Below are 15,857 nucleotides of genomic sequence, written 5' to 3' on the forward strand. Positions count from 1 at the left end.
GCTCAGGCGGGGCGGCGCAGCGCCGCGAACAGCCGGTGCTCGCACGCCGGGTCGCTGCACTTCTCGCACGACCAGGTCCAGCGCACGGCCGCCCCTTCCTCGGGAGCGGGCTTTTCGCCCAGCAGCGCCCGCACGGGCGCCAGCGCATGGCGCACGCGTGAATCGCCTTCGCCGTACACCACGCGGTAGGCGATGCCGTGCCGCCCGAGCAGGTCGCGCAGCTGCGCATCCACCGCGGCGCGCACCTGCGCGCTCTCTCGCTGCAGGCCGTCGGGCCGCCACGGCAGGTCCAGGCCGGTGACCAGGGTGAGCGCGTAGCGGCGCTGGCGCTCGACCGCGAAGCGCAGCAGCTCGCCGTCCTCGAACAGCATGCCGCTGTACAGGGCCACGAGCAGGGCGGTGGTGTCGGCGATGACGACGTCGGCGCGCCCGGCCGCCTCGTCGACCAGGCGCTCCTGCTCGCGGGCGATCGGCAGTTGCTCCTCGGGCCGCGGGGCGCGGCCCTCGCGCCCGCACCAGGCGCGCAGGACCTCGGGCACGACCGCGACGCGCCGGCCCTGCGCCTGCAGGGCGGCGGCCATGGCGTGCGAGAGGGTGGTCTTGCCGGTGCTCTCGGCACCGAGCAGGGCGATCGCCGGCATCACCGGGCGCGGGCCCGCCGCCTCACCGGGGCGGGACGACGTTGACGAAGATCTCGTTGGGCTTGACCATGCCCAGCTCCAGCCGCGCCTTCTCCTCGACCATCTCCAGGCCCTCCTGCAGGTCGCGCACCTCGGCGGCCAGGCGGTCGTTGGCCTGCTGCGCCCGCGCGTTGGCGGCGTTCTGCTGCTGCAGCTTGCGCTGCATCTCGCCCACGCTGCCCACGCTGCCGCGCCCGAACCACAGCTGGGCGTGCACGATGCCGAGCAGCGCGATCAGCAGGACCGGGACGAGGCGGGTGGACATTCAGTTCACTCCAATGCCACTCGCATCGACCGTGCCCGCCCCACGCACACGGCCATGCGCGGGCCACCGCGGAACCGGCTTTGCCGGGCCGCTGGTGGCGCCCCTCGAGGGGAGGCGCCGAAGGCGCTTCGGGGTGGTCTCATCGCAGGTTGTAGAACGCGGCGCGGCCGGGGTACTGGGCGATGTCGCCCAGGTCTTCCTCGATGCGCAGCAGCTGGTTGTACTTGGCCATGCGGTCCGAGCGCGACAGCGAGCCGGTCTTGATCTGGCCGGCGTTGGTGCCCACCGCGATGTCGGCGATGGTGCTGTCCTCGGTCTCGCCCGAGCGGTGGCTGATCACCGCCGTGTAGTTGGCGCGCTTGGCCATCTCGATCGCGGCGAAGGTCTCGGTCAGCGTGCCGATCTGGTTGATCTTGATCAGGATCGAGTTGGCGATGTTCTTCTGGATGCCTTCCTTGAGGATCTTGGTGTTGGTGACGAACAGGTCGTCGCCCACCAGCTGCACCCGCTTGCCCAGGCGGTCGGTCAGCTCGCGCCAGCCGGCCCAGTCGCCCTCGGCCATGCCGTCCTCGATGCTGATGATCGGGTACTTGTCCACCCAGCCGGCCAGGATGTCGGTCCAGGCGCCGGCTTCCAGCACCTGGCCCTCGGCGTCCAGCTTGTAGCGGCCGTCCTTGAAGAACTCGCTGGAGGCGCAGTCCAGGCCCAGGGCGATCTGCTCGCCGGGGCGGTAGCCGGCCGCCTCGATGGCCTGCAGGATCATGCCGATGGCCGCCTCGTGGTTCTCGACGTTGGGGGCGAAGCCGCCCTCGTCGCCCACCGCGATGCTCATGCCCTTGTCGTGGATGATCTTCTTGAGCGCGTGGAACACCTCGGCGCCGTAGCGCAGGGCTTCCCGGAAGTTCGGGGCGCCCACCGGGATGATCATCAGCTCCTGCAGGTCCAGGTTGTTGTTCGCGTGCGCGCCGCCGTTGACCACGTTCATCATCGGCACCGGCAGCTGGCAGCCGTTCATGCCGCCGAAGTAGCGGTACAGCGGCAGGCCCGATTCCTCGGCGGCGGCGCGCGCCACGGCCATCGAGACGGCCAGCATCGCGTTGGCGCCCAGGCGGCTCTTGTTCTCGGTGCCGTCCAGGTCGATCAGCGTCTTGTCCAGGAAGGCCTGCTCGGACGCGTCCAGCCCCAGCACCGACTCGGAGATCTCGGTGTTGACGTGCTCGACGGCCTTGAGCACCCCCTTGCCCAGGTAACGGCCCTTGTCGCCGTCGCGCAGCTCGATGGCCTCGCGCGAGCCGGTGGAGGCGCCGGAGGGCACGGCCGCGCGGCCCATGGTGCCCGACTCCAGCAGGACGTCGCATTCCACGGTGGGGTTGCCGCGCGAATCCAGGATCTCGCGGCCGACGATGTCAACGATGGCGCTCATTCAGTGCTTCTCTCTGCTCGTAGTTTGGGAATCTTGTCAGACCGGGGCGGCCACGCCTTCGACCACGATCATGTTGAAGTAGTCGGTGGCGCCGGCGCGGTGGCTGCGGGCCTGCGCGTATTTCTCGCTGTCGTACCAGGCCCGGGCCTGCTCGTAGCTGGGAAAGCGCAGCACGGCCACGCGGTGCGGCTGCCAGTCGCCTTCGAGCGACTCGCTGCGGCCGCCGCGCACCAGGTATTCGCCGCCCGCGGCCTTCACGGCCTCAGGCGCCCGGGCTGCGTACTCCTTGTAGCGGTCCGGGTCGGTGATGTTCATTTCGACGATGACGTAGCCGGCGGGCATGGGGAGTCTCCTGGGTGGCGGATGTCAGGCCGCGAAGTCGTTTTCGAGGAAGCCGTTCTTCTTGGTCACCTGGTCGAGCGCGAGCAGCGTCTCCAGCAGGGCCTTCATGTGCTTGAGCGGCACGGCGTTGGGGCCGTCGGACAGCGCCTTGGCGGGGTCCGGGTGCGTTTCCATGAACAGGCCGGCCACGCCCACCGCGACGGCGGCGCGCGCCAGCACCGGCACCATCTCGCGCTGGCCGCCCGAGCTGGTGCCCTGGCCGCCGGGCAGCTGCACCGAGTGGGTCGCGTCGAACACCACCGGCGCGCCGGTCTCGCGCATGATCGCCAGCGAGCGCATGTCCGAGACCAGGTTGTTGTAGCCGAAGCTGGCGCCGCGCTCGCAGGCCATGAACACGTCGTCGGGCAGGCCGTTCTCGCGCGCGGCGGCACGGGCCTTGTCGATGACGTTCTTCATCTCGTGCGGGGCGAGGAACTGGCCCTTCTTGATGTTCACCGGCCGGCCCGACTGGGCGACGGCGCGGATGAAGTCGGTCTGCCGGCACAGGAACGCCGGCGTCTGCAGCACGTCGACCACCTTCGCCACCTCGGGCACCTCGGCCTCGGAGTGCACGTCGGTGAGCACGGGCACGCCCAGCTCCCGCTTCACCTTGGCCAGGATCTCCAGGCCCCTGGCCATGCCGGGGCCGCGGAAGCTGCTGCCCGACGTGCGGTTGGCCTTGTCGTAGCTGCTCTTGAAGATGAAGGGGATGCCCAGCGAGCCGGTGATCTCCTTCAGCCGCCCGGCGACATCCATCTGCAATTGCTCGGACTCGACGACGCAGGGGCCGGCGATGAGGAAGAACGGCCGGTCGAGGCCGACGTCGAAACCACAGAGCTTCATGGGTGGGGACCGGTCAGGCGACCGCCTTGAGCTTGTTGCCGGCGTGCTGGTGGTCCACCGCCGCCTTGATGAAGGCATTGAACAGCGGATGGCCATCCCAGGGCGTGGACTTGAACTCGGGGTGGAACTGCACGCCCATGAACCACGGGTGCACGTCCTGCGGCAGCTCGACGATCTCGGTCAGGTGCTCGCGCTGGGTGAGGGCCGAGATCACCAGGCCGGCCTTGCGCAGCTGGTCCAGGTAGTTGACGTTGGCCTCGTAGCGGTGGCGGTGCCGCTCGGTGACCACGTCGCCGTAGATCTGGTGCGCCAGCGTGCCCTTGGCGACGTCGGAGCTCTGCGCGCCCAGGCGCATGGTGCCGCCCAGGTCGCTGTTGGCGTCCCGCTTGTTGACGCTGCCGTCGGCGCCGTGCCACTCGGTGATCAGCGCGATCACCGGGTTGGGCGTGGCGGGCTCGAACTCGGTGCTGTTGGCCTCGGCCAGGCCGGCGACGTGGCGGGCGTACTCGATGGTCGCGACCTGCATGCCCAGGCAGATGCCCAGGTAGGGCAGCTTGTTCTCGCGGGCGAAGCGCGCCGCCTGGATCTTGCCTTCGATGCCGCGCTTGCCGAAGCCGCCTGGCACCAGCACGGCGTCGTACTTGGCCAGCTGCTGCACGTTGCCCGACTCCAGCGTCTCGGAGTCGACGTAGTCGATCTTCACGCGCACGTGGTTCTTCATGCCCGCGTGCTTGAGCGCCTCGTTCAGCGACTTGTAGCTGTCGGACAGGTCGACGTACTTGCCGACCATGGCGATGGTGACCTCGCCCTGCGGATGCTCCGTCTCGTAGACCAGGTCGTCCCAGCGCTTGAGGCTGGCCGGCGGGGTGTTCAGGCGCAGCTTGTCGCAGATCAGGCCGTCCAGGCCCTGCTCGTGCAGCATGCGCGGCACCTTGTAGATCGTGTTCACGTCCCACATGGAGATCACGCCCCACTCGGGCACGTTGGTGAACAGCGAGATCTTGGCGCGCTCGTCGTCGGGGATCTTGCGGTCGGCGCGGCACAGCAGGGCATCGGCCGAGATGCCGATCTCGCGCAGCTTCTGCACCGTGTGCTGGGTCGGCTTGGTCTTGAGCTCGCCGGCGGCGGCGATCCACGGCACGTAGGTGAGGTGCACGAAGGCGGTCTGGTTGGCGCCCATGCGCAGGCTCATCTGCCGCGCCGCCTCCAGGAAGGGCAGCGATTCGATGTCGCCGACCGTGCCGCCGATCTCGACGATGGCCACGTCGGCCGCGCCCGGCTCGCCGAAGCGCGCGCCGCGCTTGATGAATTCCTGGATCTCGTTGGTCACGTGCGGGATCACCTGGACGGTCTTGCCCAGGTAGTCGCCGCGGCGTTCCTTCTCGAGGACGGACTGGTAGATCCTGCCGGTGGTGAAGTTGTTGACCTTGCCCATGCGGGTGGTCACGAACCGCTCGTAGTGGCCCAGGTCCAGGTCGGTCTCGGCGCCGTCGTCGGTGACGAACACCTCGCCGTGCTGGAACGGCGACATCGTGCCCGGATCGACGTTGATGTACGGATCGAGCTTGATGAGGGTGACTTTGAGGCCCCGCGATTCCAGGATCGCAGCGAGGGAGGCTGAGGCGATTCCCTTGCCCAGGGAGGACACCACACCGCCGGTGACGAAGACGAATTTGGTCATGTCGTTCGGAAGGCTGGGCCTTCCGGGTGGTGGTAATGCGCGATTATAAGGAGAGGCACGCGGCCGGCCGACCTGTGCGGGCTCCCGGCGGGCGGCGTGGCGCACAGGTCATTACACTCCGCCCCATGAGCGACCTGCAGGGCAAACACCTGGTGCTCGGCCTGACGGGCGGCATCGCCTGCTACAAGGCCGCCGAACTGTGCCGGGCTTTCATCAAGGAGGGCGCGAGCGTCCAGGTCGTGATGACCGAGGCCGCCGAGCGCTTCATCACGCCGGTGACCATGCAGGCGCTGTCCGGCCGACCGGTCTTCACCTCGCAGTGGGACGTGCGCGAGCCGAACAACATGCCGCACATCAACCTCTCGCGCGAGGCCGACGCCATCGTCATCGCGCCGTGCAGCGCGGACTTCATGGCCCGCCTGGTGCACGGGCGGGCCGACGAGCTGCTCAGCCTGATGTGCCTGGCCCGCCCGATCGGCCGCGTGCCGCTGCTGATCGCGCCGGCGATGAACCGCGAGATGTGGGCGCACCCGGCCACCCAGCGCAACATGGCGCAGCTGGCCGGGGACGGCGCCACCATCCTGGGCGTGGGCTCGGGCTTCCAGGCCTGCGGCGAGACCGGCGACGGCCGCATGCTCGAACCCCACGAGCTGCTGGAGGACGTCGTCGCCCACCTGCAGCCCAAGCTGCTGCGCGGCCAGCGCGTGGTGGTCACCGCCGGCCCGACCTTCGAGCCGATGGATCCGGTGCGCGGCATCACCAACCACTCCTCGGGCAAGATGGGATTCGCCATCGCCCGCGCCGCCCGCGAGGCGGGGGCGGAGGTCACGCTGGTGGCCGGGCCGGTGCACCTCGCCACCCCGCGCGGCGTGCGCCGCATCGACGTGCAGTCGGCCCAGCAGATGCTCGAGGCCACCGTGGCCGCCACCGCGCAGGCCGACGTGTTCGTCGCCACCGCCGCCGTGGCCGACTGGCGGCCGGCCAGCGTCAGCGCGGACAAGATCAAGAAGGCCGAGGGCGGCTCGCCGCCCGCGCTGGCCTTCGCCGAGAACCCCGACATCCTCAAGACCGTCGCCGGCGGCGAGCGCGCCCGGGCCGGGCGGCTGTTCTGCGTCGGCTTTGCCGCCGAGAGCGGCGACCTGCTGGCCAACGCGCAGGCCAAGCGCGCCCGCAAGGGCGTGCCGCTGCTGGTCGGCAACATCGGCCCGGCCACCTTCGGGCGGGACGACAACGAACTGCTGCTGGTCGACGCCGACGGCACGCGCGAGATCCCGCGCGCCTCCAAGCGCGAGCTCGCGCGCATCCTCGTCGCCGAGATCGCCCGGCGCCTGCCCCCCACCGCATGAACATCGACGTCAAGATCCTCGACCCGCGCATGGCGGACCAGCTGCCCGCCTATGCCACCCCCGGCAGCGCCGGCCTCGACCTGCGCGCCTGCATCGACGAGCCGGTGCACCTGGGCCCCAACGCGTGGCACCTCATTCCCACCGGCATCGCCATCTGGATCAAGGATCCCGGCCATGCCGCGCTGATCCTGCCGCGCTCGGGGCTGGGCCACAAGCACGGCATCGTGCTGGGCAACCTCGTGGGCCTGATCGACAGCGACTACCAGGGCCAGCTGATGGTCAGCTGCTGGAACCGCAGCGGCACGCCGTTCGTGCTCAACCCGATGGAGCGCCTGGCCCAGCTGGTGATCGTGCCGGTCGTGCAGGCCCGCTTCAACGTCGTCGCCGAGTTCCCCGCCACCCAGCGCGGGGAGGGCGGCTACGGCTCGACCGGCAAGGGCTGAGCCTTTCCCCGCGGCCCGGGGTGCTCCTACACCCCCTCCCGAGGGTTCCTACAGCGATGCGCGGCATCGGCGTTCCTCTGCCGCATGCGCAACTGCCTGTAATGGATGCACGGGGCGCGCCTGCCGGGCTGCGCCGAGAGTCATCCATTGCACAAGGAGAGCACCCGATGCGCAGTTCCAACCGTCTTGCTTCCATTGCCGGCGCCACCGCCGTCGCCGCCCTGCTGGCCGCCTGCGGCAGCAACCCGACCCAGCCGGTCGCCAGCACCTATCCGACCTCGAGCTATCCGACCAGCTCCTATCCGTCGTCCACGTACCCGTCCACCGCCCAGGTGCAGACCGCCCCGACCGCGGCTGTCGAATGGGGCCGCGTGACCGACATCCAGACCGTCTCGATGGGCCAGACCAGCGCCACCAACCCCAGCGTGGGCAGCGCGGTGGTGGGCGGCATCATCGGTGCCGTGGTCGGCAGCGCCATCGGCAAGAACATCGACAACGGCCACAGCCGCGCGGGCACCACGGTGCTGGGCGGCGCCGCCGGTGCCGCGATCGGCAACCGGGTCGGCCAGAACCGCGAGGCGGCCAGCGCCGGCGCCAGCGGGCCGGCCTACCGCGTGAGCGTGCAGACCGACCAGGGCGCCGTGCGCACCTACGAGGTCGGCGGCCTGGGCGACCTGCGCGTGGGCGACCGCGTGCGCGTCGAGAACGGCGTGATCTACCGCTCGTAAGCGGCAGCGCCGCCCCGCCACCGGCGGGGCGCCAACGACAAGGGGCGCCAAACGGCGCCCCTTGTCGTTGGCGGGCCTCAGTGCAGCGTGGTGCCGCCGGGCGCCTGCGATTGCACCTTGAAGAAGCCGGTGCCGGTGGTGCCGCGGCCGACTTCGTCCTCGGTGGCTTCGCGCACGGCCTCAACCTTCAGGTGCAGCCGCAGGGCGATGCCCGCGAGCGGGTGGTTGGCGTCCACCACGACGTGCTCGGGATAGATCTCGGTCACGGTGTAGAGCAGGTCCCTGGGCGCGGCGGGGTTGCTGCCGGCGGGCAGGCCCTCGAAGGTCATGCCTTCCTCCAGCTGCTCGGGGAACAGGCCGCGCGGCTCCAGGAACACGAGCTGGTCGTCGTAGTCGCCGAAGGCGTCCTCCGGCTCCAGGTGCAGGTCGAGCCGGTCGCCGGGCTCGTGGCCCTGCAGCGCCTCCTCGATGCGGGCGAGCAGGTCATGCCCCCCGACGAGGAATTCCACGGGCTCGTCCAGCACGTCCAGTTCCTCGCCGAGCGTGTCCTTGAGCGTCCAGGTCAGCGCGACGACGCATTGCGGGGTGACTTCCATGGGCGAGAATTGTCGCAGTTCATGGACATCGATGCGCCCCTGCCGCTGCTCGGCGGCCTCTCTCCCTCCCGCTTCATGCAACGCCACTGGCAGCGCAAGCCGCTGCTCGTGCGCGGGGCGGTTCCCGGCATCCAGCCGCTGCTCGACCGCGCGACGCTGTTCGAGCTCGCCGGCCGCGACGACGTCGAGTCGCGCCTGGTGGTGCAGGGCGACGACGGCTGGCGGATGCGCCGCGGCCCGTTCGGCCGCCGCGCGCTGCCGCCGTTCTCGCGCCCGCGCTGGACCGTCCTGGTGCAGGGGCTGGACCTGCACCTGGACGCCGCGCACCAGCTGCTGCAGCAGTTCCGCTTCGTGCCCGAGGCGCGGCTGGACGACGTGATGGTCAGCCACGCCACCGACGGCGGCGGCGTCGGCCCGCACTTCGACAGCTACGACGTGTTCCTGCTGCAGGTGCAGGGCCGGCGCCGCTGGCGCTACGGGCGCCAGCGCGACCTGCGGCTGCAGGAGGGCGTGCCGCTGAAGATCCTGCAGCACTTCGAGCCGGAGGAGGAGCACGTGCTCGAGCCCGGCGACATGCTGTACCTGCCGCCGCGCTACGCGCACGACGGCATCGCCGAGGGCGAGTGCCAGACCTGCTCGATCGGCTTTCGCTCGCCGGCGGCCGCCGAACTCGCGCGCGAGCTGCTGCAGCGCCTGGCCGAGGACGTGGACGGCGAAGGCGAGCCCGTCCTGTACCGCGATCCCGGCCAGCCGGCGGTGGCGCAACCGGGCGCGATCCCGGACGCCCTGCAGCAGTTCGCCGCCGACGCGGTGCGGCGCGCGCTCGACGATCCCGATGCGCTTGCGCGGTCGCTGGGCGAGTCGCTCAGCGAGCCCAAGCCCGCGGTGTGGTTCGAGGGCGGGCGGGCGCCGCGGCGCGGCCAGGCGCTGGTGCTCGATCGCCGCACCCGCATGCTGTACGACGCCCGCCACGTGTTCGTCAACGGCGAGAGCTGGCGCGCAGCGGGCGCCGACGCGCGCCTGATGCGCAAGCTGGCCGACCAGCGCCGCCTGGCCCCGGCCGAGCTGGCCAAGGCCAGCGAAGCCGCGCGCGAACTGCTCGCCGCCTGGTGCGAGGCGGGCTGGGCCCACGGAGAGGCCGCGTGACGCCGGCCGGGCTGCCGCAGGGCCGCTTCGAGGGCCGCGAGGCCTTCGGGCGCCTGGTGCGCGAGGCGCTGGCCTGCGCGGCCGGGCAGGGCTGGCGCGAACTGATCCTCAGCGATGCCAGCTTCGCCGACTGGCCGCTGGGCGAGCGGGCCGTGGCCGAGTCGCTGCAGGCCTGGTCGGCCAGCGGGCGCCGCTGCATCCTGCTCGCGCGCCGCTACGACGACGTGCGCCGGCTGCATGCGCGCTTCGTCAGCTGGCGGCAGACCTGGTCGCACATCGTCGAGGCGCGTGCCTGCCCGGCGGCCGACGAGCTGGACCTGCCCAGCGCGATCTGGAGTCCGGCCTGGGTGCTGCAGCGGCTCGACCCCGACCGCTGCACGGGCTTCGCCGGCACCGAGCCCGAACGCCGGGTGGCCGTGCGCGAACTGCTCGACGGCTGGTTGCAGAAGAGCTCGCCGGCCTTTCCGGCCACCGTGCTCGGCCTTTGAAATGCCGCCGAACGGGCGGCCCCACCCCCGGCTGGAACGACGAAACTGCCTATAATTTCCGGCTGAGCAGAGGAAAGCTCGACTCCTTGCTGTTCGGCCACGCTCCATCCCGGGCGCGCGGCAATTTCCGGAAATTGATCATTCCTAGAGGAAATCTGAAATGAAGAAATCGCTCGTCCTGGCTACCCTGATGGCCGCCGTGGCACTGGCTGCTTGCGGCAAGAAAGAGGAGCCGGCTCCCGCTCCCGCCCCGGCGCCCGCCGCTGCTCCGGCTCCCGCCGAAGCCCCCGCTGCTGCCGCTTCGGCCGCCGATTCGTCGGCCGCCGCCGCTTCCGCTGCTGCTGCCGCCGCGACCAGCGCCGCCAGCGCCGCGTCGTCCTCCGCTGCTGCTGCCGCTCCCGCGGCTTCCGCTGCCAGCGGCACCAAGTAAGCAGTCCGCTGCTTCGCGAGAAAGCCGCCCTCGGGCGGCTTTTTTCTTTTGAGAGCGGCAAGCCTCCAATTGGCGGATCCGCAGGCCACTGGATGCGCGCTGTTGGAGGCTTCTTTCGGCGCTTCCTGCCCTCACTTGCTCTGGATGACGATGCTGCCGCCCCCGATGGCGGTCCCCTCGCTGTTGCCGCCCTCGGTGCTGCTGTCGATCTGGTTGTCGTAGACCACCACGTCCTGCTGGGTGTCGCTGTCGTACTGCCAGATCTTGATGCGGAACCGGTCCGGCGGCGAGCCGCCCAGCTTGGCGCCGTCCACGGCCGTCAGCAGGAACTTGTACTCGCCCTGGCCGTTGATCGTGCCCACGCCCTTGTACTGGGCCCGCGCGCCGGACACCACCAGCCAGTCGTAGTTCTCGCTGTGGAAGTTCAGGTTCGCGGCGTGGAACTGGAACTCGGTGTTGCCCGAAGGCTTGGTGGCGCCCTTCTGGTACCTGGACACGAACCCGAAGGTGGCGCGGCCGGCCAGGGCCGTGTCCTTCTTGTAGGCGCCGGGGGGCGACTGGATCCAGCCGCCGCCCGTGACGAAGCCCGCGGCCGGGTCGTAGGCCACGACGTCGCGGCTGACGGTGGCGCTGCGGCCCGTGCTGTCGGTGACCGTCACCGAGACCTTGTAGACGCCGGCGGCCGGGAAACTGTGGCTGGCCGAGGCGGTGCCCGTTCCGTTGCTCTCGCTGATGGTCGCCGCCGTGCCCGTGCTGCCGTCGCCCCAGGACCAGGCCGCCGTGTGGGTGTCGCCGGTGTCCGCATCCGTGAAGCCGGCCGAAAAGGCGAGCGCGGTGTTGACGGCCACCGGGTCGCCGGCGGAGATGGCACCGACGGTGGGGATCGCGCTGGAGCCGGGCTGCAGCAGGACCAGGCCGGTGTTCGCATTGGCGACGATGGCGCCGTTGTCGGAGACGGCCACAGCGTTGTAGAGGAACACGCCCAGCGCGCTGGCGTCCGGGATGCGGGAGTTCAGGTCCACCACGCCTTGGGCGGCGCTCCAGGCAATGGCTGCCTGTTGGCCGCTAGGGCGCAACGCGGTGCCCACCGCCAGGCCGGCACCGTTGATCCCGTACGCGTAGGACCACGGACCGCCCAGGCCCAGTTCGACCGCACTGCCGCCGCTTGTGCTGCCCGGCGTCCATACGAAGGCCTGGGGATAAGAGCACCAGTCGGGACAGGAGTAACCGACGATCTGGCCCAGGTCGTTGAGCGCGTAGGGATAGCTGGATCCGGCCTGCGGCACGTTCAGGTCCGTCACCGTGGCATCGCCAGGGCTCCAGCGGAAGGCGCGATACATCGTGCCGTTGTAGTGGTGGCCGATGACCCGTCCGGAGGCGTTGATTCCGTTCGCGTAGCCATACGAATACGAACCAGTACTGGGCAGAGCCACCAACTGGACGTCACCGCCTGAGGCGCCCGGACTCCAGACGAATGGACGGTACTGGCCCGAATCGGGATCCCACGCCTGCCCAACCGCCGTGCCTGCGTCGTTGATGGCCAGCGGGACGGCCCAACTCGGAAAGCTTGAACTTGCGACCAGGCTGCCGGTCGCGGGCGTCCAGACTCTCGGACGGCTGTCCTGGTCCGAATAGACGGCCGCCTGCCCCACGTTGTTGATGCTGTACACCCAGCCTGGATCGCTCAGGGCCGTGGCCGATCCGTTACGCCAGACGAAGGGCCACCAGTTCGAGCTGCCACAACAGGAGGTACCGAAGACTTCGCCCGTATTGCTGATCCCGGCAGTTCGGTTGTCCTGGCTGCCGGCTGGGCTGACGTCCTGCACTGCCGGCACCGACGAGCCGTCGAACCGCATGGCGCGGTAGCCTTGCCCGGTCCATTGGGTGAAGGCCACCTGGCCGCTCGCATTGATCGGTCGTCGCCCTTCGCCCCAATCCACCCAGCCGTTCGACGTCAGGTTCACCACCGTGTAGCGGTCCGCGATCGTCCCCACCGCCGTGGCGGGGGTGAGGGCCAGGCGCTGCGCGCTCGGCCCGCTCGCGGCAGGGCCCGAAGCACCACTACCTCCGCCGCCCCCGCCGCCACAGGCGACGACGGCCAGTGCGACGGCGGCCGAGGCCACCGCCTTGTGTGGAATGCGGCCGAGCCATCGTGCCCAGCCTGGTGGGTGAAGCGCATCCATGGGGACCTCCTGGTAGGAACGAGGCCAGACTAGGAAGGCGCGGCGCCGGCGGCATCACTTGTTTGTGCTACTGCAGATCGTGACAAACGCCCGATTCCAGGTGCCCGGGCCCGGGGTCCAGAATGGGCGCAACCAAGAACAATCACGCCGGCAGGCTTCATGGTCACGCACGGTTCCCTCGACAAGCTCGTGGATTCGACCATCCAGGCGCTGTACCTGTCGGTGTCGGACAGCGGGCAGTGGACCACCGCCCTGGCGCGGCTCTCCGAGGCATTCGACGCCCCCCGCGTGTCCCTCATGCGCACCACGCCGGCGCTGGACGCCATCCTGGACCTGCGGGGGCTCAACCACGACCCCACGACGCAGAAGCTGTACTGGGACCACTACTGGACCCTGGATCCCACCGCGCTGGTCGCGCGCGATGCGGCCGTGGGGCAATGGCTGGATGCGGACCCGCTGTTGGCCCCCCGCAGCACGCCGTCGCCTGAGTACGCCGAGTTCGCCGTGCGCCACGGCATCCGCCACGTGGCCGGCGGCAAGGTGCACGCGGACGCTGGCAGTTGCACGATGCTGGGCCTGCAGCGGCCGGCCGACCATCGCCCGTTCGGCCTGGAGGCGCAGCAGCTCTATGCCCGGCTGGCGCCCCACATCGGCCGCGCCGCCGCCTTGTCGGCGGAACTGGAGCAGGCACAACTGGCCCGGGGCCTGTCGGCCACGGCGCTGGACGCGCTGCAGTGGCCGGTGTACGCGATCTCACCGCAACGCCGCTTGCTGCTCGCCAATCGCATCGGCGAGCGCCGGCTCGCGGTGGGTTTGCCCTTCACGCTGCACCAGGGCCGGCTGCAGTGCGGGGACCTGGAAGCACGGGCCCGCCTGCTGCGGGCGGTCGACCTGGCGGGGCGGGGCCGAGGCAGTGCGTTCCGCATCCACGCCGCGTCGGGGCCGTGGTGGGTGGAGGCCCTGCCGCTGCCCGAGCCGGCCGGCGCGGTGCTGCTCTATGCCGCGGCGCCCGGTGCGGCGCCGCCGCCGGCCGCCGGCGTCCTCAAGGACGCGCTGGGCTTCTCGGACGCCGAGGCGGAGGTCGCCGGCCTGCTGCTGCAGGGCCGCAACGTGAAGCAGATCGCCATCGCACGCCGGGTGAGCGTGTGGACCGTGCGGGCGCAGGTGCGCGAGATCCTGCAGAAGGCGGGCGTGCGGCGCCAGGTGCAGCTGGCCCAGTTGCTGCTGGCGCTGCCGAGGGTGGGCGAGGAGACCGGGGTGGAATGAGCGGGGCAACGCCGGCGCCCGCCGCGCCCGCGTTCAGGCCGTGAGCCAGCCGCTGCCCGTCGGGCCGTCGGCCACGTGGATGTCGATGCCCTCGCCCAGCGCGTCGACCAGCGCGGCGCGCGCGAGGTCGGGCCGGTTGTTCTGCTCGCTCAGGTGCGCGGCCACCACCTGGCGCAGGCCGTGCGGGCGGATCCGCATCGCGATGGCGGCGGCATCCTCGTTGGCCAGGTGCCCCCAGTCGCCGCCCACGCGCTTCTTCAGGAACCAGGGGTAGGGGCCCGCATCCAGCAGCTGCCGGTCGTGGTTGCATTCGAGCAGCAGCGTGTTGCTGCCCGAGAGCCGGTCGATCACGTGCTGCGTCGCGTGGCCCAGGTCGGTGAGCACGCCCAGCGTCACCGCGCCGTCGGTGCACGTGAGCTGCAGCGGCTCGCGCGCGTCGTGCGGCACGGTGAACGGGCGCACCTGCAGCCCGCGCACCTCGATCGGCACCGAGTCGCCGGCGATGCGCAGCAGGCCGTCGAAGTCGGGCTGCCCCAGCCCGAGCCAGGTGCCCTCGCTCATCCAGACCGGGATGCGCTCGCGGAGCGCGAGGCTGCGCGCGCAGCCGATGTGGTCGGCGTGCTCGTGGGTGATGAAGATGGCGTCGATCTGCTCGGCGAGCATGCCCGCCAGGCCGAGGCGCTTGTCCAGCTGGCGGATGCCCAGCCCGCAGTCGACGAGCAGGTGGGTGAGGCCGGCGTCGCCGCGGGCCTGCACCACGGTCGCATTGCCGGTGCTGCCGCTGCCCAGGCTCTTGAAACGGATCATCGCCAGCCTCGCGCGCGCAAGGCACAAGGGGCCGGCGGGCGGCCCCGTGTGCTGCTTACTTCAGGTCGTCGGCGATGACCTGCAGGATGCGCTTGGCGTCGTCGCCCGTCTCGGGCGCGCCCTGCGCGTTGAGCACGGCGACGGTGGTCGCCTCGCCCTGGCTCTTGACCGTGATGCGGTACTTGGTCGGCGGCAGCGCCGAGTCGCGGCTGAACATCTTGCTGAAGAAGCCCGAGTCCTGCTTGTCGGGGTTCGGCGGCACGTAGCGCACGAAGTAGGTGCCCTGGCTGCGGTCGCGGTCCTCGACGGTGAAGCCGGTGCGGTCCAGCGCCAGGCCGACGCGGCGCCAGGAGCGGTCGAAGCCTTCGTCGATCTGCACCACCGGCGCGTTGTTGACGGTGGTCACGCGCGAGGTGGTCTTGGGGGCGCCGGAGGCGACCAGGGCCTTGGCCTGCTCCTGCGGCACGCCCAGGCGCAGCATCAGGCGGCGCAGGAACTCGGCTTCCAGCTCGGGATCGACAGGGCGCGGTTGCCACACGGTCTGGTCCTTCTGGTTGTTGTTGTTGGAGTAGACCTCCTGCATGCCGCGGTGCGACAGGTAGATCTCGGTGCCGCCGCTGGCCGTGCGCTCCAGGCGGGTGCGGAAGCGGTCGCGCTCGGAGGTGGAGTAGACCGAGTCGAGGATCTTGCCCAGCGACTGGCGGATGAAGTCCTGCGGGATCTTGGCGCGGTTCTCGGCCCAGTCGGTCTCCATGATGCCCAGCGCCGGCTGGTCGATCACGAGCTGGAAGCCGCTCTCGAGCCAGAAGTCGCGCACCGGGCCCCACAGCTGGTCGGCCGGGCGGTTGACCACCAGCCAGCGCTGCGTGCCCGCGCGCTCGATGCGCACGTCGCCCATGGTGGTGGCCGCGGTGGGCACCGTGGGCGCGGACTGGCCGACCTGGTAGCTGCTGGCCGTGACCGGGCCGCCGGGGATCTGGTAGCGCGAGTCGCGCGAGAGCTGTGTGAGGTCCGGCGGGACCTCCAGCGACGTGCCCTTCTGCGCGCTCTTGTAGTCGATCTTCTCGCCCTCGAGCACCGAGCAGGCCGCGAGCGCGGCGCAGGCCATCGCCAGCGCCCCGAGTCTTGCAAATCGCATCACGTTCATCCGT

17 protein-coding genes are annotated in these 15,857 nt (G+C 70.7%); 7 read left to right on the forward strand and 10 right to left on the reverse strand.

The features are described from left to right. Positions 1-2 precede the first annotated feature (2 nt). From AC3ANR_RS08165 to pyrG, 6 genes are all read right to left on the reverse strand, one after another. Positions 3-641 (reverse strand): AAA family ATPase, encoded by a 639-nt coding sequence (locus tag AC3ANR_RS08165; protein ID WP_488291377.1) that lies wholly within the window; start codon positions 639-641, stop codon positions 3-5. 22 nt (positions 642-663) lie between these two features. Further along, complete coding sequence (ftsB, locus tag AC3ANR_RS08170) at positions 664-945, reverse strand: cell division protein FtsB (protein WP_488291378.1); 282 nt, start codon at positions 943-945, stop codon at positions 664-666. A gap of 139 nt (positions 946-1,084) precedes the next feature. Further along, positions 1,085-2,368 carry a phosphopyruvate hydratase gene (eno, locus tag AC3ANR_RS08175; protein WP_488291379.1) on the reverse strand — a complete coding sequence of 428 codons (1,284 nt, stop codon included), beginning with the start codon at positions 2,366-2,368 and terminating at the stop codon, positions 1,085-1,087. A 36-nt stretch (positions 2,369-2,404) separates the two neighbouring features. Further along, positions 2,405-2,710, reverse strand: coding sequence for a DUF1330 domain-containing protein (locus AC3ANR_RS08180; protein WP_488291380.1), 306 nt, complete (start codon positions 2,708-2,710; stop codon positions 2,405-2,407). Between the two features lie 24 nt (positions 2,711-2,734). Continuing rightward, the gene (gene kdsA / locus AC3ANR_RS08185) at positions 2,735-3,592 is read right to left on the reverse strand and encodes a 3-deoxy-8-phosphooctulonate synthase (RefSeq protein ID WP_488291381.1); all 858 of its coding nucleotides are present in this window, start codon (positions 3,590-3,592) and stop codon (positions 2,735-2,737) included. 13 nt (positions 3,593-3,605) lie between these two features. Beyond that, a complete protein-coding gene (pyrG, locus tag AC3ANR_RS08190) occupies positions 3,606-5,273 on the reverse strand; it encodes a CTP synthase (protein ID WP_488291382.1) in 1,668 nt (555 codons plus the stop codon). A 125-nt stretch (positions 5,274-5,398) separates the two neighbouring features. On the opposite strand from pyrG, the gene coaBC reads away from it, so the two are divergent. The 3 genes from coaBC (at position 5,399) to AC3ANR_RS08205 (ending at position 7,790) form a co-directional block, all read left to right on the forward strand. Further along, positions 5,399-6,619: a bifunctional phosphopantothenoylcysteine decarboxylase/phosphopantothenate--cysteine ligase CoaBC gene (coaBC, locus tag AC3ANR_RS08195; protein ID WP_488291383.1), complete on the forward strand. Its 1,221-nt coding sequence runs from the start codon at positions 5,399-5,401 to the stop codon at positions 6,617-6,619. Continuing rightward, positions 6,616-7,062 carry a dUTP diphosphatase gene (gene dut, locus AC3ANR_RS08200; protein ID WP_488291384.1) on the forward strand — a complete coding sequence of 149 codons (447 nt, stop codon included), beginning with the start codon at positions 6,616-6,618 and terminating at the stop codon, positions 7,060-7,062. The genes coaBC and dut overlap by 4 nt, the downstream gene beginning before the upstream one ends. Positions 7,063-7,229: 167 nt before the next feature. Beyond that, positions 7,230-7,790, forward strand: a complete 561-nt coding sequence (locus tag AC3ANR_RS08205; RefSeq protein WP_488291385.1) for a glycine zipper 2TM domain-containing protein — start codon at positions 7,230-7,232, stop codon at positions 7,788-7,790. 77 nt (positions 7,791-7,867) lie between these two features. Here AC3ANR_RS08205 and AC3ANR_RS08210 read toward each other — a convergent pair whose 3' ends face one another. Further along, the gene (locus tag AC3ANR_RS08210) at positions 7,868-8,386 is read right to left on the reverse strand and encodes an FKBP-type peptidyl-prolyl cis-trans isomerase (RefSeq protein ID WP_488291386.1); all 519 of its coding nucleotides are present in this window, start codon (positions 8,384-8,386) and stop codon (positions 7,868-7,870) included. Positions 8,387-8,407: 21 nt separating this feature from the next. Between AC3ANR_RS08210 and AC3ANR_RS08215 the strand changes: the two genes are divergently transcribed. From AC3ANR_RS08215 to AC3ANR_RS08225, 3 genes are all read left to right on the forward strand, one after another. Beyond that, complete coding sequence (locus tag AC3ANR_RS08215; protein WP_488291387.1) at positions 8,408-9,532, forward strand: JmjC domain-containing protein; 1,125 nt, start codon at positions 8,408-8,410, stop codon at positions 9,530-9,532. Next, complete coding sequence (locus AC3ANR_RS08220) at positions 9,529-10,020, forward strand: hypothetical protein (protein WP_488291388.1); 492 nt, start codon at positions 9,529-9,531, stop codon at positions 10,018-10,020. The genes AC3ANR_RS08215 and AC3ANR_RS08220 overlap by 4 nt, the downstream gene beginning before the upstream one ends. A 160-nt stretch (positions 10,021-10,180) precedes the next feature. Next, entirely contained in the window at positions 10,181-10,450 is a 270-nt protein-coding gene (locus AC3ANR_RS08225) for a hypothetical protein (RefSeq protein ID WP_488291389.1), read from the forward strand. Positions 10,451-10,581: 131 nt separating this feature from the next. On the opposite strand, the gene AC3ANR_RS08230 is transcribed toward AC3ANR_RS08225, so the two are convergent. Beyond that, positions 10,582-12,444 (reverse strand): PKD domain-containing protein, encoded by a 1,863-nt coding sequence (locus AC3ANR_RS08230; protein ID WP_488291390.1) that lies wholly within the window; start codon positions 12,442-12,444, stop codon positions 10,582-10,584. Positions 12,445-12,792: 348 nt separating this feature from the next. Between AC3ANR_RS08230 and AC3ANR_RS08235 the strand changes: the two genes are divergently transcribed. Next, positions 12,793-13,899, forward strand: coding sequence for a helix-turn-helix transcriptional regulator (locus AC3ANR_RS08235; RefSeq protein WP_488291391.1), 1,107 nt, complete (start codon positions 12,793-12,795; stop codon positions 13,897-13,899). Positions 13,900-13,932: 33 nt separating this feature from the next. Here the strand turns inward: AC3ANR_RS08235 and AC3ANR_RS08240 are convergent, their stop codons facing one another. Beyond that, on the reverse strand, positions 13,933-14,706 hold the full coding sequence (locus AC3ANR_RS08240) for an MBL fold metallo-hydrolase (protein WP_488291392.1): 774 nt from the start codon (positions 14,704-14,706) through the stop codon (positions 13,933-13,935). Between the two features lie 55 nt (positions 14,707-14,761). After that, complete coding sequence (bamC, locus tag AC3ANR_RS08245) at positions 14,762-15,844, reverse strand: NlpB/DapX family lipoprotein (protein ID WP_488291393.1); 1,083 nt, start codon at positions 15,842-15,844, stop codon at positions 14,762-14,764. Positions 15,845-15,857: the final 13 nt, after the last annotated feature.

The sequence above is a fragment of the Ramlibacter sp. JJN2-2R genome, assembly GCF_057747835.1.